This window comes from Cronobacter sp. EKM101R, from assembly GCF_963888145.1.
GTDB classification, from domain to species: domain Bacteria; phylum Pseudomonadota; class Gammaproteobacteria; order Enterobacterales; family Enterobacteriaceae; genus Cronobacter; species Cronobacter turicensis.
The window spans coordinates 596,607-615,233 of the sequence record NZ_CAWPHW010000012.1 but is presented as its reverse complement, the minus strand read 5'-3'; the positions used below and the strand labels follow the sequence as shown (position 1 = coordinate 615,233).

At 57.8% G+C, this 18,627-nt stretch carries 19 protein-coding genes; 9 read left to right on the top strand and 10 right to left on the bottom strand.

The window, feature by feature from the left end:
• Positions 1–20 precede the first annotated feature (20 nt).
• The 3 genes from AACV31_RS11470 to AACV31_RS11460 all read right to left on the bottom strand — a co-directional run bounded on the left by AACV31_RS11470 (position 21) and on the right by AACV31_RS11460 (position 3,460).
• Complete coding sequence (locus AACV31_RS11470) at positions 21–461, bottom strand: lysozyme inhibitor LprI family protein (RefSeq protein WP_007761799.1); 441 nt, start codon at positions 459–461, stop codon at positions 21–23.
• A 117-nt stretch (positions 462–578) separates the two neighbouring features.
• Positions 579–914: an anti-adapter protein IraM gene (locus tag AACV31_RS11465; protein ID WP_007761787.1), complete on the bottom strand. Its 336-nt coding sequence runs from the start codon at positions 912–914 to the stop codon at positions 579–581.
• A gap of 389 nt (positions 915–1,303) precedes the next feature.
• Positions 1,304–3,460 (bottom strand): TonB-dependent siderophore receptor, encoded by a 2,157-nt coding sequence (locus AACV31_RS11460; protein ID WP_165154232.1) that lies wholly within the window; start codon positions 3,458–3,460, stop codon positions 1,304–1,306.
• A 175-nt stretch (positions 3,461–3,635) separates the two neighbouring features.
• On the opposite strand from AACV31_RS11460, the gene AACV31_RS11455 reads away from it, so the two are divergent.
• Positions 3,636–5,216: an alpha/beta hydrolase-fold protein gene (locus AACV31_RS11455; RefSeq protein WP_165154342.1), complete on the top strand. Its 1,581-nt coding sequence runs from the start codon at positions 3,636–3,638 to the stop codon at positions 5,214–5,216.
• On the opposite strand, the gene AACV31_RS11450 is transcribed toward AACV31_RS11455, so the two are convergent.
• Positions 5,192–5,773 carry a hypothetical protein gene (locus AACV31_RS11450; RefSeq protein WP_165154230.1) on the bottom strand — a complete coding sequence of 194 codons (582 nt, stop codon included), beginning with the start codon at positions 5,771–5,773 and terminating at the stop codon, positions 5,192–5,194. The two genes, AACV31_RS11455 and AACV31_RS11450, sit on opposite strands and share 25 nt — an antisense overlap.
• A 239-nt stretch (positions 5,774–6,012) precedes the next feature.
• On the opposite strand from AACV31_RS11450, the gene AACV31_RS11445 reads away from it, so the two are divergent.
• A complete protein-coding gene (locus tag AACV31_RS11445) occupies positions 6,013–6,279 on the top strand; it encodes a hypothetical protein (RefSeq protein ID WP_007761774.1) in 267 nt (88 codons plus the stop codon).
• 138 nt (positions 6,280–6,417) lie between these two features.
• On the opposite strand, the gene AACV31_RS11440 is transcribed toward AACV31_RS11445, so the two are convergent.
• The 4 genes from AACV31_RS11440 to AACV31_RS11425 form a co-directional block, all read right to left on the bottom strand.
• A complete protein-coding gene (locus tag AACV31_RS11440) occupies positions 6,418–6,657 on the bottom strand; it encodes a general stress protein (RefSeq protein ID WP_007761764.1) in 240 nt (79 codons plus the stop codon).
• A gap of 743 nt (positions 6,658–7,400) precedes the next feature.
• Entirely contained in the window at positions 7,401–9,152 is a 1,752-nt protein-coding gene (locus tag AACV31_RS11435; protein ID WP_105539111.1) for a sensor domain-containing diguanylate cyclase, read from the bottom strand.
• A gap of 202 nt (positions 9,153–9,354) precedes the next feature.
• Positions 9,355–9,546, bottom strand: a complete 192-nt coding sequence (locus AACV31_RS11430; protein ID WP_007761756.1) for a hypothetical protein — start codon at positions 9,544–9,546, stop codon at positions 9,355–9,357.
• Between the two features lie 73 nt (positions 9,547–9,619).
• Positions 9,620–9,943 (bottom strand): hypothetical protein, encoded by a 324-nt coding sequence (locus AACV31_RS11425; protein ID WP_041923604.1) that lies wholly within the window; start codon positions 9,941–9,943, stop codon positions 9,620–9,622.
• A gap of 201 nt (positions 9,944–10,144) precedes the next feature.
• On the opposite strand from AACV31_RS11425, the gene AACV31_RS11420 reads away from it, so the two are divergent.
• The 4 genes from AACV31_RS11420 to AACV31_RS11405 all read left to right on the top strand — a co-directional run bounded on the left by AACV31_RS11420 (position 10,145) and on the right by AACV31_RS11405 (position 12,109).
• Positions 10,145–10,318, top strand: a complete 174-nt coding sequence (locus AACV31_RS11420; protein ID WP_007761753.1) for a GhoT/OrtT family toxin — start codon at positions 10,145–10,147, stop codon at positions 10,316–10,318.
• Between the two features lie 78 nt (positions 10,319–10,396).
• Complete coding sequence (locus tag AACV31_RS11415) at positions 10,397–10,600, top strand: hypothetical protein (RefSeq protein WP_165154228.1); 204 nt, start codon at positions 10,397–10,399, stop codon at positions 10,598–10,600.
• Between the two features lie 61 nt (positions 10,601–10,661).
• On the top strand, positions 10,662–11,645 hold the full coding sequence (gene zntB / locus AACV31_RS11410; RefSeq protein WP_075198708.1) for a zinc transporter ZntB: 984 nt from the start codon (positions 10,662–10,664) through the stop codon (positions 11,643–11,645).
• 338 nt (positions 11,646–11,983) lie between these two features.
• Positions 11,984–12,109, top strand: a complete 126-nt coding sequence (locus tag AACV31_RS11405) for a hypothetical protein (protein WP_255491233.1) — start codon at positions 11,984–11,986, stop codon at positions 12,107–12,109.
• A 39-nt stretch (positions 12,110–12,148) separates the two neighbouring features.
• Here AACV31_RS11405 and ttcA read toward each other — a convergent pair whose 3' ends face one another.
• Positions 12,149–13,081, bottom strand: coding sequence for a tRNA 2-thiocytidine(32) synthetase TtcA (gene ttcA / locus AACV31_RS11400; RefSeq protein ID WP_165154226.1), 933 nt, complete (start codon positions 13,079–13,081; stop codon positions 12,149–12,151).
• Between the two features lie 283 nt (positions 13,082–13,364).
• On the opposite strand from ttcA, the gene AACV31_RS11395 reads away from it, so the two are divergent.
• The 3 genes from AACV31_RS11395 to AACV31_RS11385 all read left to right on the top strand — a co-directional run bounded on the left by AACV31_RS11395 (position 13,365) and on the right by AACV31_RS11385 (position 16,830).
• Entirely contained in the window at positions 13,365–14,477 is a 1,113-nt protein-coding gene (locus AACV31_RS11395) for an endonuclease/exonuclease/phosphatase family protein (RefSeq protein WP_165154224.1), read from the top strand.
• A 408-nt stretch (positions 14,478–14,885) separates the two neighbouring features.
• Entirely contained in the window at positions 14,886–15,743 is an 858-nt protein-coding gene (locus AACV31_RS11390; RefSeq protein ID WP_015741396.1) for an SDR family oxidoreductase, read from the top strand.
• A gap of 16 nt (positions 15,744–15,759) precedes the next feature.
• Positions 15,760–16,830, top strand: a complete 1,071-nt coding sequence (locus AACV31_RS11385; RefSeq protein ID WP_165154222.1) for a class I mannose-6-phosphate isomerase — start codon at positions 15,760–15,762, stop codon at positions 16,828–16,830.
• On the opposite strand, the gene AACV31_RS11380 is transcribed toward AACV31_RS11385, so the two are convergent.
• Positions 16,811–18,616, bottom strand: a complete 1,806-nt coding sequence (locus AACV31_RS11380; RefSeq protein WP_165154220.1) for a sigma-54-dependent Fis family transcriptional regulator — start codon at positions 18,614–18,616, stop codon at positions 16,811–16,813. The two genes, AACV31_RS11385 and AACV31_RS11380, sit on opposite strands and share 20 nt — an antisense overlap.
• Positions 18,617–18,627: the final 11 nt, after the last annotated feature.

The window sequence follows — 18,627 nt, the reverse complement described above, 5'->3', positions numbered from 1 at the left end:
CCTCAGGCTTCAGGGCCGCATTACTTTTCCGCTTCCGGGTGGATCAGCGCAAGCTCCTGCACCCGGCGCTGGTTCATATTAATCACGCAGCTTAACGCGTGGGCGGCAAGCCAGGGCGTACCGGCGGCCGAGGCGCTCGCGGCCGTACAGAAAGCATCCCGGGCGTCCGTCCACTGCTGCTGGCTTAGCTTCAGCGCTTCCACCATCTGGGTGCGCCGCGCCTCATCGCCCTGCGGCCAGCGGGTATAGTCAAAGTTCTGTAACTCCGTCACTTTGGCGTTAAACGCCTGCTTAAGCTGGTTATCAGATTCCAGGCCCGCCGCTTCGAGGCACTCGCTGCCGTTCTCGCCCGCCTGTTGACCACAGGCATCCGCCGCCGCGCTGCGGGTTATCTCATCCGCCTGCGCGCAAAGCGGGCTTAACAGCAGCGCCAGCAGCGCAGTATTCAGAAGGTATTTCACGGGTATGCATTCCTTTTTGTGAAATAAAAAGACGCTGGCACGTCGTCACCGGGCGGCGTGTCGGTGTGAGATTGAACCATGCCTGTCTGGAAAATACTATGCGAAACGGCTTAACGATCAGTGTCGCTGGAACGGACAATTGAGGAGTTTACATTTACGCCGGTAAATACAGCGGCTCACGCTTCGCTGATGGTTGCCCGCGCAGTGGGTATTGCTGTGAACGATGGTTTGCCAAAAACGGGGATTATAAAACGTGGTACGGTACAGGGTTATCTGAACAGGGTGATCATTCACCACGATCGCCTCGCCATTAAGAGAGACCTTATCGCCTGGCGATAAATAAAACGTGGCTTTGTACCACAGGATAAGTTTGAAAGCGCGTTGCGAGGAAATCAGGCTAAATACAGAATTGGTGTCGGTGCTTACTACAGAATCAACCACCCGCCAGTTCATTAAACCCTCCAGAATGGTTTCACGTGACAAAATTGCGTGCGCATCCAATCACTGATGCGAGTTGCATTATTTTAACGTGTTTTGAGTAAAGTTTTTGGTAGAAATATCTGGTTATGCAGTAAAGGGTAAAGAAGCCTTATTATTACAGCCTGAGTAAGGCTGCTTTTATTTAATTTAATTGCTTGATTAACTATATCGCGGATTATTATTGCCTGCAATAATTACGGGGGCAGGATATTGAGTGATGCTTACCGAACCCATCGTTGTCGGGTGTATTAATGAAGCCAGAGGGGGGGCAGGCGTAATGAAAAATGCGCCAGGCCGCTGGCTGTCGCAGTGAAAAAACACCGGTAAGGTTCCCCAGACCGGTGTTTTATAAAATACGCAAATTACCAGGCGTAACTGACGGTTGCGGTTGCTGTGCGGCCTATACCATAGAAACAGGTGGTATCGGACGCGCAGGCGGAAACATATTTTTTATCCGCCAGATTATTGATGTTGATTTGCAGAGCAGCGCCTTTCAACTGGCTGTTAAGTTCGCCAAGCTCATAGCGCAGCATAGCGTCATAGAGATCGACTGCGGGAACTTTAAACGTATTTTTGGCATCGCCGTAGCTGGTGCCAATATAGCGCACGCCGGCACCTGCGGTCAGGCCTTTCAGTGGGCCGCCTGGCAGCGTGTAGCTGGCAAAAGCCGAAGCCATATGCGCCGGGATACGCGACGGCGTTTTCCCCTCCGTCCCTGCCACCGTGGTGCTGACATTTTCCGCGTCGGTATAAGTGTAAGACGCGATCAGGTTGAGGTGGTCATACAACGTAGCATAGAGCTCGGTCTCAACGCCTTTTGATTCCACCTCGCCTGCGTTTTCAAAATAGCCCAGCGCGCTGTTGTATGTCGCCACGTTGGTTTGCTTCAAATCATACAGCGCGAGCGACAGCAGCACGCTCTGGCTCGGTTGATATTTCAGGCCCACCTCGGTCTGCTTGCCTTCCATGGGTTTGAAGGGCGCGATGCCGGGCGCGCGGTTCGTTTGCAGATTCGGCTCAAACGACGTGCTGTAGCTGATGTAAGGCGAAAGCCCGAAATCAAAAGCGTAGAGCAGGCCGGTGCGCCAGGTGAATTTATCATCGTTCTGCCGGGTCGTGGTCTGTTGCAAAAGATCCGTGGTGCGCACTTCTGAGATGTCGTAGCGCCCCGACAGCAATAACTCCCAGCGGTTCCAGCTCAGTTGATCCTGCACATAGAGCCCCATTTGGTCCAGGTCCTGCTGCTCGTTGGTCATCATTTTCAACTGGCTGTCGTTGACATCAATACCGTAAACCGGGTTTGTCCAGTCCAGGTCATAACGAGAACCACTGTCACGCGCGAGGCGCTGATGATCGCGGCTCTGCTTGTAGTCAAAACCGGTCAACAGCGTATGGCCGACATCAGCGGTGTCAAACTGGGCCTCCAGTTGGTTATCCAGCCCTAACTCTTGCGTATCGCGCTGCTCGTGCTGCGGGCGGCGCTGCAACACGGTGGAGCCAGCGGCACTGTTGGTATAAACCAGATAGCGATACTCCTGACTGATATGGCTGTAACGGGCGTTCTGGCGCAGGGTAAGCGCATCGTTGAGCTGATGCTCCAGCTCGTAGCCCACCGAGGTTTGCTCACGGCGCGAGGTGTCGTAATCCGGATCGCTGACGTTGAAACCGCGCGCGATGGCGCGCCCCTCAGGCGTGGCTGTCACGGTGCCGTAGGCAGGCAGGAAGTTGCGATAACCTGCATCAGGATCTTTTTGATAACTGGTCAGTAACGTAAAGCGTGTCTGATCGTTCGGGTACCAGGTGAGCGCGGGCGCAATCGCGATGCGCGATTCTTTATAATCTTCAATTTCGTTGCGTTGCGCGCGGCCAAGGCCATTGAGGCGCCATAGCACGCGACCCTCGTCGTCCAGCGCGCCGCCGGTATCGAAAGCGGCCTCCGCCAGTCGGTTATTGCCGGTACGGAGTTGTACCTGCTGTGTCGCCGCGGGGGAAGGGCGTTTGCTTGTCATGCTGATAAGCCCGCCAGGATTGACCTGGCCAAACAGTACTGACGCCGGGCCGCGCACCAGTTCGACGCGCTCCAGCAGCCAGGGGTCAATCACGCCAGTTTGTGAACCGGCGGTTGCGCCAAAACTCAATCCGTCGAGAAACTTTGGCACGTAGCTAAACCCGCGCACGAAAACTTCATCGTTGCGGTTGGAGCCGCCACGGTATTCGGTAAACGCGCCTGCGCTGTAGCGTAACGCCTGTGACACTGACGTGACGCCAAGCGCGGTCATTTGTTCGCGTGTTATCACCGAGACCGACTGCGGCGTGCGGATTAACTCGGCGCTGGTTTTGGTGGCGGAAAGCGTGCGGGTGGCGACGATACCTTCAAGCGGCGCGTGGGGATCCTCCGCCACGCCGTTGGTAACTACCATCGTCTCTTCACCCGGTTGCGCCGCCAGCGCGCCGGATACCCCGGCAGTGGCGAGGCTGAGAATGCTGGCTGTTATTATCGTATTGTTTTTTAAGACCATTTAAGTTTATTTCCTTGTCTGCATCATTAACCTGCGCTGCACTGCAAACCATGGCAACGCGTAAAAGGCGATCCCGTTAATTGCTGGATGATATTGAAAATCATTACCATTTGCATTAGGTTGTAAACAAATTTTTAGGGAGAGTCGAGTGAAAGCAATCACGTTCGCAACAGGTATGCTGCTGGGGGCCACCATACCGCCTGGCGTGGCGGCGTCCTGCCTGCACGCCGCGCCGGAAGGGTATCTGTCAGGCACGTTTGATCACAGCGGACGGGTTTGCATCACCCAGCCGGTGCTAAGTGAAAATGTGGTGACGGCAACGCTTTACGGCACGCGCAGCGCACAGCTACTTGATGCGCGCCAGCAGCGCTGGCGTCAGCTTGTGAAACGCGGCCCGGCGGATGGCGTCTATACATTGCTGTTTGCGCTGCCTGTGCGGCAGGCGTCCACGCTAGTGCTAGAGGGACGCAAGGGCGATTCGTGGTCGATGCGCTGGCAGATTCGCGAGGCCGTGCCTCTTGCAAGGCAGCAGACGCTCGCACCGGTAAGCCCGACGCTACAACGCCTGGCGCGGCAGCTGGACGCGGGTGGCGATACGGATGAATTCTGGCGCGATATGGCTGCGCGCGGGACGCCGCTCGTGGAGCCATTCGATAATGATCACCGGCGCGTCACGTTTTTATGGCGCGGCGCGCGCCAGAACGTCTTCATTCTCGGATCGCCCGCAGGCGATCATGACCCGTTATTCCGGCTCGGGATGTCGGATGTCTGGTTTCGCAGCTATGTGGTACCTGCTGACACGTTGATGCAATACAAACTTGCGCCGGACGTGCCCGATATTCACGCCAGCAAGCGCGAGCAACGGCGCGCTATTCTGGTCACCGCGCAGGCGGATCCGCTGAACGCGCGGCAGTTCCTGCCGGGCGATAATGACCGATGGGGACGGGATTCGCTGCTGGACCTTGGCGGGGAACGTCAATGCGATCTGTCTGCGGATCTTAGCGGCGTGCGGCACGGCACGCTGACGCGTGAGTCTTTCACAAGCGTTCGGCTCGGCAACCGGCGCGATATTCAGATCTATCGCCCGGCGGTTAAGGCGCACTGGACACTCATGGTATTAGACGGCAACACATACCAGGATGACTACCGGCTGGCTGCCGTGATCGATAGTCTTATTGCCGGGCACCGCCTGCCGCCGCTTAACGTTGTATTTGTCGACAGTCTTGACGCCAGCCGACGTGGCAAAGAGCTGCCGCCGAACGGCGCGTTCGCGGATATGATGGCGCTGGAATTGCTCCCCTGGCTTCATGCGCGTGGTATTCATCCTGAGGGACAACGCACCATTATTGCAGGTTCGAGCTATGGCGGTCTGGCGGCGTCCTGGTTGGCGCTACGCTACCCGGCAACGTTCGGCAACGTTGTGAGCCTCTCGGGCTCGTACTGGTGGGCGCCGAAAGGCGAACCTGCCGGCTGGCTGACGCGTGAGTACCAGCGCGCGCCACATCATCCGGTGCGCTTCTGGCTCCAGGCTGGGCGGTTTGAAACCCAGGGCCCGGATGGCGGGATCTATCGCAACACGCAGACGTTTGAACACGTCCTCAGGACGAAAGGGTATACAGCAAGCTTTCACCCATGGTCGGGCGGACACGATTATGTCGTCTGGTGTGAGGCGATGATGCAGGGCGTACAGGATCTTACTGGTACTCCCCGCCTTCCTGGCAAACCTGGCTATCAGAGCGCGCTGAGCTGGCGGTAGAGCGGGCCCGCGTTTTTATCGAGCTGAGGAAACAGGCTCTGCGGCCAGAGGTCGGGGAGGGGATCACGGTAAGCCAGCGCGACAAAGGCGTCGGGTTGACTGACGCTGTAACTGAAGCTCGAAAACGTGGTGGCGGCTTTGACTTCGACATCCGCCAGATGCGGCGCCGCGCCGTCTTTGATACGCCACACATAAAGCAGCTCCACGTCACGAATACTCATTTCGCTCATTACGCGGGCGATATCGTCACGGTGGGTTTTGCGCCAGCGCGATGTGGTGTTCTGCTCGACCATCTGATTGCTGTGCACGCGGAATTTATCGGTCAGTTCAGCCAGCTCCGGCGCGGGCAGCTTGCAGGAAAAGAGCACGACGTCGCGCCCGCCCGCGTCTTCAAAACTGCGCCAGGCGCCCTGCACGCAATCGGTGCGCGCTTCAAAGGCCTGACCGACTGAACTCTCCCCGGCGCTAAGGGATTTGACCTGGTCGATGCTGTCTGCATCACACCCTTGCAACAAAAACACTGCCCCGGCAACAGCCAGAATGCCGAACCGCTTCATCTCACTCTCCCTTTGCCTGTAGCGCGATGACACGCACCCTCGCTCCAGGTGTGATGGTTGGCTGGTGTGGCGTAACAGGTGCCAGCCGCAGGTTACTGCTTTCATGCATATCAGTTATCGGCCGCGTTTCGTATCGCTTTAATTTTATTGGTGAAGTCGGTATAGCGTGCCATACACAAACCGCAGGAACAACGGGCGTAAGCTACACTTAGCCTGTCTGAGTCACTCGGGGAGCCGATATGCCTTCTATCCAGCTGCATCTGAAAGACCGCCCGGAAGTGGATTTTACCGCCAGCTACAGCGTGAGTGAACCCGATGCGGTTACCGGGGAAACGGTAAAAACGTTTGAGGTTGATAAATCGCAGGAGATAAGCGCTTTTGCCGCGCTGCGTCAGGGGGAGCAGGTCTGTTTTGTATTGCCGAGCGGGGAAGCGCAGGAGGTGTTTCTTACCGATGAAACGGCGGAAAACTATATTTTCAGCAGCCGGGCGCACGAACGGCGTTAATTACACCGCCCGGCGAGCGCCATAAAAAAAGGAGAGCATAGCGCTCTCCTTTATATTTCCTGATGTTCAAAAATGTCTTAAGGCTTACAGCGCCTGCGCTATTGGCAGGGCATTATACTTGCCTGGTTGTAACCCGTATCAGGAACGACCGCCGCCGTGGCTGTTTTCACCACCTTTACGCCCCGCTTCAGAGGCGCGTTCGCGGTCATTTTTAAAGTTGCCCCCGCTTTGCTGGCCGCCTTTCTGGCCCGCTTCAGAGGCACGCTGCGGATCGTTTTTAAAATTACCGCTGCTATGCTGCCCGCCTTTCTGGCCTGCGTCAGAGGCGCGCTGACGATCTTCTGCGAAGTTACCTGAACCACCACGATGCTGAGTCATATATTTCTCCTCATGTTGTTGGTCGTACTTATTATAGCAGTGTGTGACTGCTGTCGAAAACGTATTGATAACTGTAGATAAGGTATTTTGGGTCTGCAAGTTTCCGGCCGGAAAAAAATAAAATTTCAAAACAAAGCCACTGTTTTGCCGTTAATTTTTTATGATTTTTTTGTTCTTATTTTTCACGGTAAATCCCTCGTAATGGGGTAATTTATAAAGATGCGAACGAGACGGCAGTTTAATTATTGGTCATCATGTTTCCCCGGCAATAAAATTAATATCCTGAAGTCTCAAGACATATTTTGACGTATTTTTATAGCGCATGTTTAGCCAGGAGACGCCAGCGTTGAGCATGGGGGCAGGGCCGCGCGGCGGCACAGCAGACGCTGACAACAGGGGCGAGAGGGTGATGAGAAAACGCAGGAGGTGAGAAAGCGCATAAAAAGGCGGTTCATCCCTGAACCCCTGATGCCCTGGTGGTGGCAAAGATAGCCTTAGCGCATTGCTAAGATCTGCAAATAAGCGTAGACGGGGAAATATCCCGGTACAAAATTATTTTTCACTTCACGGATTTTTTCTGGGGTATTACCGGAATGCCTCGGTTTTAGCTGTGTATTAATATACAAAAGCATAAAGTGTATGGGTATTAATGATAAGTCTCAAAAGAGAAGGGTTATTAGCCGCGCTTACCAAAACCGCAGAAAACGATTTTCCGGCGTTTAAGCGCGCCGGAGAAAGGTTATTTATATCCACTGTGCGATATATTCCGGCTCCACCGGGCGCGAGAAAAAATAACCCTGCGCTTCATCGCAGCCGAACTCCAGCAGCAGACGCGCGGTTTCGGCATCCTCCACGCCTTCGGCCAGCACCACGTAATCGAGCTCTTTCAGCATCTGGATAACGTTACGCACGATAATCTGGCTGCTGCGCTCCTGGGCGATGCTTGAGGTCAGTGAGCGGTCGAGCTTGATAATGTCGATAGGGATGCGGCGCAGGTAGTTGATGTTGCTGTAGCCCGCGCCGAAGTCATCGAGCAGGATCTTAAACCCGCGCAGCTTCAGCATGTCCATCTCGTTGAGCGCGGTTTCGCTTTCCAGCGCTTTTTCGGTCTCCAGGCATTCGATCCGGATATCGTTCGTCGAGAGTCCGGCACGCAGAACACGCTCTTCCAGCGCGTCGGCAAAACCGGTACGCGAGAGATCGCTGACGCTGATATTGACCGACAATGGCAAATTGATGCCTTCTTTGCGCCACTTTTGCAGTTGCAACAGCGCGGCGCCTATCACCCACTGCGTAATCTCTTCCATCAGGCTGGTGTTTTGCGCCAGAGGAATAAACACGCCCGGCGGTATATCGCCGCGCGTCGGGTGACGCCAGCGCAGCAGGGCCTCCGCACCAACGGCCCGATTGGTGCTGAGTTTGATTTTCGGCTGGTACATTAGATAAAGCCCGCGGTTTTTGGCGATGCTCTCGCTGAGATCGTGCAGCAACTGGAAATCGACGTTGCGTTTCTCATCGCGTTCGGCGTCAAACACCATATGGCGTTTGTTAAGCCAGATAGCCTCGTGCAGCGCGCTGATGGCGCGACGCAGCGCCTCGTTGGGCGTCGTTTTCTCCGGCTGCCAGCCCACTTCGCCAGCAAAAATATTCAGCCGGATATTAATGCCCTGCAGCATTCGCGCGTTCACCAGCGGCAGTATCGCGGCGTTACGACGAATAGCTTTTTGATTGCGCGTTTTTAACAGCAGCGCGTAGCGGCCCGTCGCCACGTTATAGAGTACGGTGTCGTTTTTGAGCCGCAGCCTCATGCGCAGCAATGGGCCGAGATCGTTAAGCAGCGTCTCCAGCGCGGGCATGCCGAGCGAGCGCGCCAGCTCGTAGGCGGAAGGCATGTCGATGCAGTCGAAAATCATCAGCGTATAGCGCTCGGCGCTGCCGCTGGCGGCGAGCCGCTCCATATCGGCCAGCAGTTTCTGGCGATTGGGCAGGCGGGTGACCGGATCTAAAAAACCGACCGCGTTTAAGGTTTCAAGCCAGGCTCCGGTCAGCCCGGCGATAAGCGTGAGCGTCCGGGCGCGCTCATCATCAAACGGCTGCGCCACGGTATCCGTTATGCCGAGGGTGCCGGTCAGGCTGCCGTCGCGCGTGCGCAGCGGCGCGCAGGCGAAAAACCGCACGTGAGGAGCGGCCACGACCAGCGGATGCTGACTCGCCTGCGTATCCAGCGTTGTATCGCAGCACCAGACCGGCTCGTTGTGCGCGCACAGCGGCTGTGTCAGTACGGCCGCGTCGAGCTGCAACGGTTCGGGGTGCGCAAGGTGTACCGGCAGGCCCGCTTTATCCACCACGGCGATAAAACAGCCAGGAATGCCGAGCGCGAGACTCGCGAGCCTCGCGAATTGCAGCAGTACCGGGTCCTGGTGCCCGTGATTTCCCCGGAGCATATCCAGGGCTGCCATGCGTCTGGCATCTTTTCTGTCGATGTGGCTAAACATAGGGGTGCTACCTTTATGCACGGCTTCTTTTGTGGCGCGGACGCCTCGGGCTTTTACTGTCAACGCGGGCGTTGGGTTATCTGCATCATCGGCAAGGGGACGCGGAGCTTTAACGCTATGCGCGGCGTTTACCCAAAAATTCAGCGGGCACGACATGGCGGGGCGTTAAAAAACGCCCGGCAAAAACCGCGCAAGACGTTAATCAGAAATAGCGGCGCGCTGGCCACTTCATACAGGCAAAACACCACCAGGCGACGATATTCAGGCCCGGTAGCGTTAATAGCAGCGCCATCGACCAGCCGAACCCTGCTCGTCTGGCGATTTTATAAGAAGGGATAAAAATCAGCAGCCAGACCGTAAAGGCCAGCGCCAGCGTGGGTATTCCAGGCAGCATAAGCGTCTTCCCCGTCCATTTTCAGAAGGTTATCGGCAGCGCAGAGGGAAAGTTGAGAATTATCTGAAAGCGATCAGCGAATGGCCAGCACCGTCAGCGGCGCGCGCAGCATCGTGAATAGCTGAAACTGGCTGGCGTCTGAGACATCGCGCAGAACGTCGCCGTTGCGGTATATCAGGCTTTTGATGTGTCCGAGCTGGCGCCAGACGACAATCGCCGAGGCGATAAGCGAACAGTTCCGTTCCGTCTGAAGACATTCCAGAGTGGCGTACTGGGTTTCATCCAGTTGATTCGTAAAGACCTGAAGCGCATCCGCAGGAATAATGGCTTTAATGTCATCAAGCATAACGTCGCTGACAGCGTGGGAAAGACGTAACGTAACGCGTGTGGTTCTCATTGCGACAGAGTGGCCCTGAGTTGTAAAATTTATGCATAGGCTGACGTTAACACATCACGCGCGGATTTGATTCATCCTTGTTTTCAGCGGGGTTAAGGTGAAGCAGATCAAGTTTTTCTGCGCGGCGGCCTTTACTGATACTTGATCTGCGTCATAAAAAATCGCATATTGCGACCGCATTCTCAGTATGGATACGCCATCATGACGCTCTATCAACATATGCTCGTGTTTTACGCCGTCATGGCGTCGATCGCGGCGCTCATTACCTTTTTTATTGCGAAAGACAAAACCAGCATTAAGCTGCTCTGCGCAACGCTTATTGGCGCGACCTGGCCGATGAGTTTTCCCGTTGCCCTGCTGGTAGCGCTGTTTTAATCCGCAACCGAATCGCTCCGGCTTGAAATTCCTGTGCAATGTATCACCATAAAGCCAGTTGAATCACCGGAGTGAAGTATGCTGCCTGAAAATTACGCCGCCCGCAGCGATGCGGAAAAACGCCTGCTGGCGGTGAACGCCGCCCTTGAACTTATCAAAGCCTCCGTGGCGGCCCCGAATAACTATGAAGGGCGTGATAAGCTCGCCAAAGATATCGAATATACCCGCCATCATCTGGCTGAACTGGCTGACGCCATTCAGGCCGCGCTGGAAAACCGTTAAGCCAGGGCAGGGGCTGGCGCGTTCAGCCTTTCCTCATTCGAACTGAACATCAGGAGACGCGATGGAGGCCATTAAAGGCTCTGAAGTAAATGTGCCGGATGCGGTCATCGCCTGGCTGCTGGACGGTCACGGCGGCGTAAAGCCGTTGCAGAATGACTGCGTTATCGATAAAGACCATCCCTGCTGGCTGCACCTGAACTATGCCAATCAGGAAAGCGCGCAGTGGCTCGCTGAGACCCCGCTGCTGCCAAATATGGTGCGCGACGCGCTGGCGGGCGAGAGCCTGCGGCCGCGCGTCACGCGCATGGGCGACGGTACGCTGATTACGCTGCGCTGCATTAACGGCAGCACTGACGAGCGGCCAGACCAGCTGGTGGCGATGCGGCTCTATATCGACGAGCGGCTTATCGTCTCCACGCGCCAGCGTAAGGTGCTGGCGCTCGACGATATCATTCACGATCTGAACGAGGGCAGCGGCCCGGCGGATGTCGGCGGCTGGCTGGTGGATGCCTGCGATGCGCTGACCGATCACGCCAGCGAATTTATCGAAGAGCTGCACGATAAAATCATCGATCTGGAAGATAATCTGCTGGAAGAGATCGTGCCGCCGCGCGGCGTGCTGGCGCTGCTGCGCAAGCAGTTGATTGTCATGCGTCGCTATATGTCGCCGCAGCGCGATGTCTTTTCACGCCTCGCCAGCGAGCGATTTAGCTGGATGAATGACGATCAGCGCCGCCGGATGCAGGATATCGCCGACCGCCTTGGTCGCGGGCTGGATGAAATCGACGCCTGCATCGCGCGCACCGCGGTGATGGCCGATGAAATTTCCCAGACGATGCAGGAGTCGCTGTCGCGCCGCAGTTATACGATGTCGTTGATGGCGATGGTCTTTCTGCCCAGTACGTTTCTTACGGGGCTGTTTGGCGTCAACCTTGGCGGCATTCCCGGCGGCGGCTGGCATCTGGGCTTTAGCGTTTTCTGCGTGGCGCTGGTGCTGGTGATTGGCGGTGTTACGTGGTGGTTACATCGAAGTAAATGGTTGTAAAAAAACGCCTTTTGCGTGCAAAGTGAACAAAAAAGCCTCACGAGTTTGAGCGACATCAAGAAATGGTACGCCGTTTCACGGCATCATTCCTGTCGCAGGTGAATGCAACGTCAAGCGATGGGCGTTGCGCTCCATATTGTCTTACTTCCTTTTTTGAATTACTGCATAGCACAATTTGATTCGTACGATGCCGACTTAATTAAGTCGGCTTTTTTTTGCCTGCTGATGTTAACGTGCCGCCGCCGCGGCTCGCTTTTCCCTTCTGTGACGCATCTTCTACGCTTAACGTATCTGCCATCAAAGAGGAAGCGACGATGCATCATCTGTATCAAACGACCATGAGCGATCCAGTGCCCATCGATCCCGTACCCGTGCCGGACCCAATCCCGACGCCGCAGCCAGTTCCCGATCCGCCATCGCCGGACCCGCGTCCCATCGACGATCCGCCGCCGCACATGCGTTAAGCAGGCAAAAAAAAGCCCTCCGCGGGGAGGGCATCAGGCTTATTTGATTTCGAGCACATCGAGGCGCTGCATCGGCGGTGCCTCTTCATCTTCCGGCGCCCAGCCCGCGGGCATCATCGGGATCTCTTCGCGGTCAAACGCCAGATCGCCGCCATTCACCACTTCAGAGCCGTGATGAATGCCTTTGAAGTCGAACAGTTCGGTGTCGCACAGGTGCGACGGCACGACATTCTGCATCGCGCTGAACATCGTTTCGATACGGCCCGGATAACGTTTATCCCAGTCGCGCAGCATATCGGCGATCACCTGGCGCTGCAGGTTCGGCTGTGAGCCGCAGAGGTTGCACGGAATAATCGGGAAGCCTTTCGCCTGCGAGAAACGTTCAATGTCTTTTTCGCGGCAGTAGGCGAGCGGGCGAATCACGATATGTTTACCGTCATCGCTCATCAGCTTCGGCGGCATGCCTTTCATTTTTCCGCCGTAGAACATATTCAGGAACAGCGTTTGCAGAATGTCGTCACGGTGATGACCCAGCGCGATTTTGGTCGCGCCAAGCTCACTAGCGGTGCGGTAAAGAATGCCGCGACGCAGGCGCGAGCAGAGCGAGCAGGTGGTTTTCCCTTCCGGGATCTTCTCTTTGACGATCCCATAGGTATTTTCCTCAACGATTTTATATTCCACGCCGAGGGCTGCCAGATATTCCGGCAGGATATGCTCCGGGAAACCCGGCTGTTTCTGGTCGAGATTCACCGCCACCAGCGAGAAATTCACCGGCGCGCTCTGCTGTAAGTTGCGCAAAATCTCAAGCATCGTGTAGCTGTCTTTGCCGCCGGAGAGGCAAACCATGATGCGGTCGCCTTCTTCAATCATATTGTAATCGGCGATAGCTTCGCCGACATTGCGGCGCAGGCGCTTCTGCAATTTGTTGAGGTTGTACTGCTCTTTTTTGCTAATTTCTTGAATTTCAGACATTTAAAAGTGGCTCAGTTCTGCGTTGCGGCGCGCTCTGGCGGATTGCCCGGCGCGCGTATTCACCGTTGGCCTGCCCGCGCACGGCGGAGATCGTCGCAGGCGCCAGCAGGCCCGAATGTGTTCCTGTGCGTGGCGTGTATGGTACGGATTACGGCGACGAATACCAGCGCGTTTTGCGCCGTAGCGCCTGTTTTGAAGCCGTAACAATTTGCTGCCACACTGAGAAAGACCTGATGCCGGGCTTCGGAGACTGCGGCGGGGGATAACCACAACGGGAGGGGCTATGCGTCTGGCGTCTTATAACGTAGAAAACCTGTTTGATCGCGCGCGCGTGATGTCGCAAAGCAGCTGGTCGCAGGGGCGGCCGGTGCTGGAGAAATTCGCGCGGCTTAATGAGTTGCTCGGCGAAATCACCTACAGCGAGGCCAGCAAGAAAGAGATGGTGAAGCTGATGGTGGCGCTCGGGCTTGAGAAATCCGACACCGGGCCGTTTGTCATCCTGCGCCGCAACCGCGGCAACCTCCTGAAGCGCCCGCGCGACGGCGGTATCGAGATTATCGCCAGCGGTCGCGCCGACTGGGTCGGTTCGCTTGAGCTTATCGACTCGCCGGTGGATGAAGTCGCCATGCGCATCACCGCGAAAGTGATGAGCGATCTCAACGCCGATGTGCTGGCCGTGGTGGAGGCGGAGAGCCGTCCGGCGCTGGCGGCGTTTAACCAGGAGATTATCGCGGCGCTCGGCGGCGAGCCGTTTCGTCATGTGATGGTCATCGACGGCAACGACAGCCGCGGCATCGATGTTGGCCTGCTTACCGCCGCGGAGTATCCCATCGGCCCGATGCGCAGCCACGTGGACGATCGCGACGCGCGCGGCCAGCTGATTTTTTCGCGCGACTGCCCGGAATATTCAGTGCCGCTGGCGAACGGCGATACGCTGTGGGTGATGGTGAATCATCTGAAGAGTAAAGGCTACGGCGGTAAAGCGGAGTCCGACGCGAGGCGCAAAGCGCAGGCGCAGCGGGTGGCGGACATCTACAAGGCGCGCCGCGACGCCGGCGAGCAGTTTATTGCTATCGCGGGCGATTTCAACGACACGCCGGAGAGCGATACCCTGGCGCCGCTGCTGAAAGAGACCGATCTGCGCGACGCCTTTACTCACCCGGATTTTGACAACGGCGGGTATCCCGGCACCTGGGGCAACAGCGCCAAAAACAACAAGCTCGATTACATTCTGCTGTCACCCGCGCTCTGGGAGCGCGTCACCGCAGGCGGCGTCATCCGTAAGGGCATGTGGCCCGGCGAACGGCCCGTTAAATGGGACGTTTACCCGGAACTGAAAAAGCCGCAGCAGGCTGGTTCCGATCACGCGGCACTTTGGGTGGATCTCAATATTTAAACGCGGCTTTTTTAAACACCGGGCTACGCAGCGTCGCGCGGCCCGGATTTATCAGCGCTTTCTCATTCAGTGAAAAATAATAAAAACCGGCGCGCCGCGCGTCATATTTTTCACGGCGTTATAGACAAATTAATCAATTATAATTGTTTGTTAATAAATGAATTTTATCCTGCAGGCTCCGCCTCGCTAATAACGCGATCCGCATAGCATCACACCACCAGAATAATCGCCCGCGCCGGGTAAAATTTACCCGTTTGGTTTCCCGCTTCGCTTGCATAAATATCTCGTCAACTATACTGAAACCTGATTTTATCGTTGGCGCTGATAAGCGTCAGGTTCCTGAAACCCGGATGTCTTTCGCGCTGTTTACGTTCCGGCGCGAAAGGAAAAGAAACAGGAGTACAAACCATGACGACACGTCCACAACCGCCATTCCCTGAACAGCAGCAGAATGTCCCAGGCAGCACCGCGAAGATGCAGCCGCAGCCCGATCACGGCGAAACGAGCTATAAAGGCTCCGGGCGCCTCTCCGGTAAAGCCGCCATTATTACCGGCGGTGATTCTGGCATCGGCCGCGCGGTCGCTATCGCGTATGCCCGTGAAGGGGCCGATGTGCTGATTTCTTATCTTGATGAGCATGACGATGCCAAAGACACCGCGCGTCTGGTGGAAGAAGCGGGCCGCAAAGCGATACTGGTGCCCGGCGATATCACCGACGCCGCCCACTGTCGCGCGCTGGTGCAAAAAGCCGCCGAGGAATTCGGGAAAATCGACATCGTGGTTAACAACGCGGCCTTCCAGATGACCCGCGATTCGCTGGATGAAATCAGCGATGAAGAGTTCGACCGCACCATGAAAACCAACCTCTACGGCATGTTCTGGATCTGCAAGGCGGCCGTGCCGCATATGCCCGCGGGCGGTTCCATCATTAACACCGCGTCGGTCAACGCCGACCAGCCGAAGCCCAAGCTTATCGCGTATTCCGCCACCAAAGCGGCGATCGTGAACTTCTCCGGCAGCCTGGCCGCGCTGCTGGCTGAAAAAGGCATTCGCGCGAACGCCGTCGCGCCGGGCCCCATCTGGACGCCGCTAATCCCGTCTACCATGCCGCCGGAGCAGGTCAAAGAGTTTGGCAGCCAGGTGCCGCTGGCGCGCGCCGGTCAGCCAGCGGAACTGGCGCCGGTTTATGTGATGCTGGCAAGCGACGAGGCAAGCTATGTCTCCGGCGCGACTGTTGCCGTCACGGGCGGCCAGGCGGTTATCTGATAAAAAGGAGAGAGGGATGCTCAACTATCCGCTTACGCTGACGACGCCGCTCGCGACCCACATCTTCGGCGGCACGCGCATTAAAACGCAGCTTGGCAAGGCGGAGCTGCCGGACTCGCGCATCGCTGAAGCCTGGGAGGTCAGTGACGTCGACGGCATGATAGCGACCGTCACCAACGGCGAATTCGCTGGCATGTCGCTGCGTGAGCTGACGACGCGCTATCCCGATGAACTGGTCGCGCCTGGCTGGCGCGGCCCGTACTTTCCGCTACTCAGCAAATTTATCGACGGCAGCGGCATGCTGCCGGTACATCTGCACGCGAACGACGACACGGCGCAGCGCCTGGAAAATCAGCCCAACGGTAAAACCGAGGCCTGGCATATTCTCTGGGCGGCGCCGGGCGCCACCTGTCTTGTCGGTATCAAAACCGGCGTAAAAAAAGCGGCGATCCGCGAGGCGCTGCTGGCGGGCGATTACGACCGCGTCATGTACCGCCTGCCGCTGAAAACCGGCGATACGATCTATGTGCCGGGCGGGCAGTTGCACTCCTTCGGGCCGGACACGCTGATCTATGAAATAGAACAGACGTCTGATATTCAGCAGCACGCGATGCCGTGGAATATGGAAGATGGCTCGCCGGTACCGCCTGACGAGCAGGCCAGGAACATCGACACACTGCTGGAAGAGTTGCGTCCGGAACTGCTGACCCAGCCGCAGCGCGGGCTGGTGCTGGAGGAGTGCGCCGCCGTTCAGCGTTTGCTGTGCTGCGCCGGGCCTTATTTCGCGCTGGAGCGCTGGCGCTTCGACACCTGCTACGACTACCACTTCTCCTCGGTGCGTATTGTCACCAATATCGGCGCGCCGGTGACCCTTCACACCCCGAATGGCGAGGTGATGACGCTTGCGCGCGCACAGAGCGTTATCCTGCCCGCCGCCCTCGGCGAGGCAGAGTTTTGCGGCAAAGGGGAGTTGCTGGTGGGTTACGTGCCGGATCTGGCGCAGGAGATTGTCGCGCCGCTGCGCGCCGCAGGCTACCCGCAGGCGGCCATCGACGCGCTTGGCGATATCAGCGGGCGTCTGCGCTAGCGCGCTGCTTCTCAAGCCGCCGGTAGAGCGTACTGCGCGAGACGCCAAGCTTACGCGCTGCCAGGCTCATATTGCCATTCACGCTTTGTAATACGGCGTCCACATCCGGCGCAGCGTTCTCTGAAGGCTGCGCCGTTTCTTTATGTCCGTCCACGGAACAGTAGGGGGGCGGCAGATCGCGTAACGTGACAACGTCACCCTCATCGGCCAGCGCCAGCAGCACTTTCAGCAGGCTCGCGAGCTGACGCACATTCCCCGGCCAGGGGAGACGCGCGATATGATCGACCAACTCAGCAGAGAGCGTGACGCCGCGCCGCGCGCCGCCCAGCTCCTGCCACAACCGCTGTACAAAGCGCGGTAGCGCGGGCCAGTCGCGTAGCGGCGGTATGCGCAGCCGGTACTCTTCAATACGGTAAAAGAGATCTTCGCGAAACGCGCCGCGCGCCACCATCTCGTCCAGCGGGCGGTGGGTGGCGCAGATAAGCGTAAACGCCACCGGCACGGCGCGGGTGCCGCCGAGCGGCACCACTTTTTTCTCCTGCAACACCCGCAACAGGCGGGTCTGCATCGCAAGCGGCATGTCGCCGATTTCATCAAGAAACAGCACGCCGCCGTCGGCTTCGCGGATTTTACCGATATACCCGCGGCTGCTGGCGCCGGTGAACGCGCCAGGCTGGTAGCCGAAAAGCTCCGATTCAATCAGCTGCTCGGGCAGCGCGGCGCAGTTAATGGCGACGAACGGGCCGTCGCGCCACTGGCTCTGCTGGTGCAGGCGGCGGCTCAGGTGCTCTTTACCGCAGCCGGTTTCGCCGGTAATGCACAGCGCGATGCCCGCGTTCAGCAGGCGCAGCGCCTTGGCGGTCTCAACGCCGCTCTCTTCGTCCTGCGCGAGCGCGGGATGCGCGGCCCAGACGCGCCGCGCCGGAAGCTGTCGGCGGGCGTGGTAGCGGCGCTGATTGATGGCGGTAAGCGCGTCGTCATCGCCTGCGGGCAGCGCCTGCGGGAACAGCGCGTCGAGGGAGAGCGTGCCGATATGCGCGGTGGAAAGCTTGAACTCATCCATCGCCAGTTTATTGGCGGCTACCAGCCGGTTATCGCTGAACGCCAGCAACAGCTCCCGGGCTGAGCCGAGAGCGGCGGGATCGGTGTGCAGGCGCAGCAGCCACTGCTGCGCGTCGAGCTGCGCGATGACCCAGTCGTGCTCCAGCTGGCGCACGGCCTGGCGCATCAGACGGCCTGCCTCCGCGACCGGCTGACGGGCGGGCGTCGAGAGATCGAGCACGCCCGCGATCTGTCCGTCCGGGCGAAACACCGGCACGCCGTAGCAGTAAAGCCCGGCGTTCTGATTGAGAAAATGCTGGCTGCCGTGGACTTCGCACGGCGCATGCAGCGCCAGCGCGGTGCCGATGGCGTTGGTACCGCGCGCGTGTTCGCCCCACAGATTGCCGGGCGCGAGCGCCACGCGCTGCGCCTTATGCAGAAACTGGTTATTGCCGAAGGTATCCAGCACCAGGCCGGTATCGTCAGAGGCGACCACGACAGAGGGCGCGCGGTTAAGGCTTTCGCCGAGCCGCTGCATCAGCGGGCGGGCCAGCTGTTGCAGCCAGCCGTGCTGGGATCGCGCTTCTTCAAGCAGGGCGCGGCTCACAAACGAGGTAGCGTCGTCGTCGCGGGTCAGCCCGTAGCGCTGGCTGCGCAGCCAGGAGTCGTTCAGCAGACACGGAAAAGACAGCTCGTCGCAGTACGGCGTTAAGCCTGCGGAGGTCAACGAGGCGCTGTGCGGCATGGCGTTCTCCG

What these genes read in the sequence shown, in the direction of transcription:
- AACV31_RS11425 (WP_041923604.1), bottom strand. Translation starts at nt 9,943, where the DNA reads ATGAGAACCACACGCGTTACGTTACGTCTTTCCCACGCTGTCAGCGAC.
- AACV31_RS11465 (WP_007761787.1), bottom strand. Translation starts at nt 914, where the DNA reads ATGAACTGGCGGGTGGTTGATTCTGTAGTAAGCACCGACACCAATTCT.
- AACV31_RS11395 (WP_165154224.1), top strand. Translation starts at nt 13,365, where the DNA reads ATGCGTCTGGCGTCTTATAACGTAGAAAACCTGTTTGATCGCGCGCGC.
- AACV31_RS11420 (WP_007761753.1), top strand. Translation starts at nt 10,145, where the DNA reads ATGACGCTCTATCAACATATGCTCGTGTTTTACGCCGTCATGGCGTCG.
- AACV31_RS11415 (WP_165154228.1), top strand. Translation starts at nt 10,397, where the DNA reads ATGCTGCCTGAAAATTACGCCGCCCGCAGCGATGCGGAAAAACGCCTG.
- AACV31_RS11390 (WP_015741396.1), top strand. Translation starts at nt 14,886, where the DNA reads ATGACGACACGTCCACAACCGCCATTCCCTGAACAGCAGCAGAATGTC.
- AACV31_RS11385 (WP_165154222.1), top strand. Translation starts at nt 15,760, where the DNA reads ATGCTCAACTATCCGCTTACGCTGACGACGCCGCTCGCGACCCACATC.
- AACV31_RS11440 (WP_007761764.1), bottom strand. Translation starts at nt 6,657, where the DNA reads ATGACTCAGCATCGTGGTGGTTCAGGTAACTTCGCAGAAGATCGTCAG.
- AACV31_RS11380 (WP_165154220.1), bottom strand. Translation starts at nt 18,616, where the DNA reads ATGCCGCACAGCGCCTCGTTGACCTCCGCAGGCTTAACGCCGTACTGC.
- AACV31_RS11450 (WP_165154230.1), bottom strand. Translation starts at nt 5,773, where the DNA reads ATGAAGCGGTTCGGCATTCTGGCTGTTGCCGGGGCAGTGTTTTTGTTG.
- zntB (WP_075198708.1), top strand. Translation starts at nt 10,662, where the DNA reads ATGGAGGCCATTAAAGGCTCTGAAGTAAATGTGCCGGATGCGGTCATC.
- AACV31_RS11455 (WP_165154342.1), top strand. Translation starts at nt 3,636, where the DNA reads ATGCTGCTGGGGGCCACCATACCGCCTGGCGTGGCGGCGTCCTGCCTG.
- AACV31_RS11405 (WP_255491233.1), top strand. Translation starts at nt 11,984, where the DNA reads ATGAGCGATCCAGTGCCCATCGATCCCGTACCCGTGCCGGACCCAATC.
- AACV31_RS11435 (WP_105539111.1), bottom strand. Translation starts at nt 9,152, where the DNA reads ATGTTTAGCCACATCGACAGAAAAGATGCCAGACGCATGGCAGCCCTG.
- ttcA (WP_165154226.1), bottom strand. Translation starts at nt 13,081, where the DNA reads ATGTCTGAAATTCAAGAAATTAGCAAAAAAGAGCAGTACAACCTCAAC.
- AACV31_RS11445 (WP_007761774.1), top strand. Translation starts at nt 6,013, where the DNA reads ATGCCTTCTATCCAGCTGCATCTGAAAGACCGCCCGGAAGTGGATTTT.
- AACV31_RS11430 (WP_007761756.1), bottom strand. Translation starts at nt 9,546, where the DNA reads ATGCTGCCTGGAATACCCACGCTGGCGCTGGCCTTTACGGTCTGGCTG.
- AACV31_RS11460 (WP_165154232.1), bottom strand. Translation starts at nt 3,460, where the DNA reads ATGGTCTTAAAAAACAATACGATAATAACAGCCAGCATTCTCAGCCTC.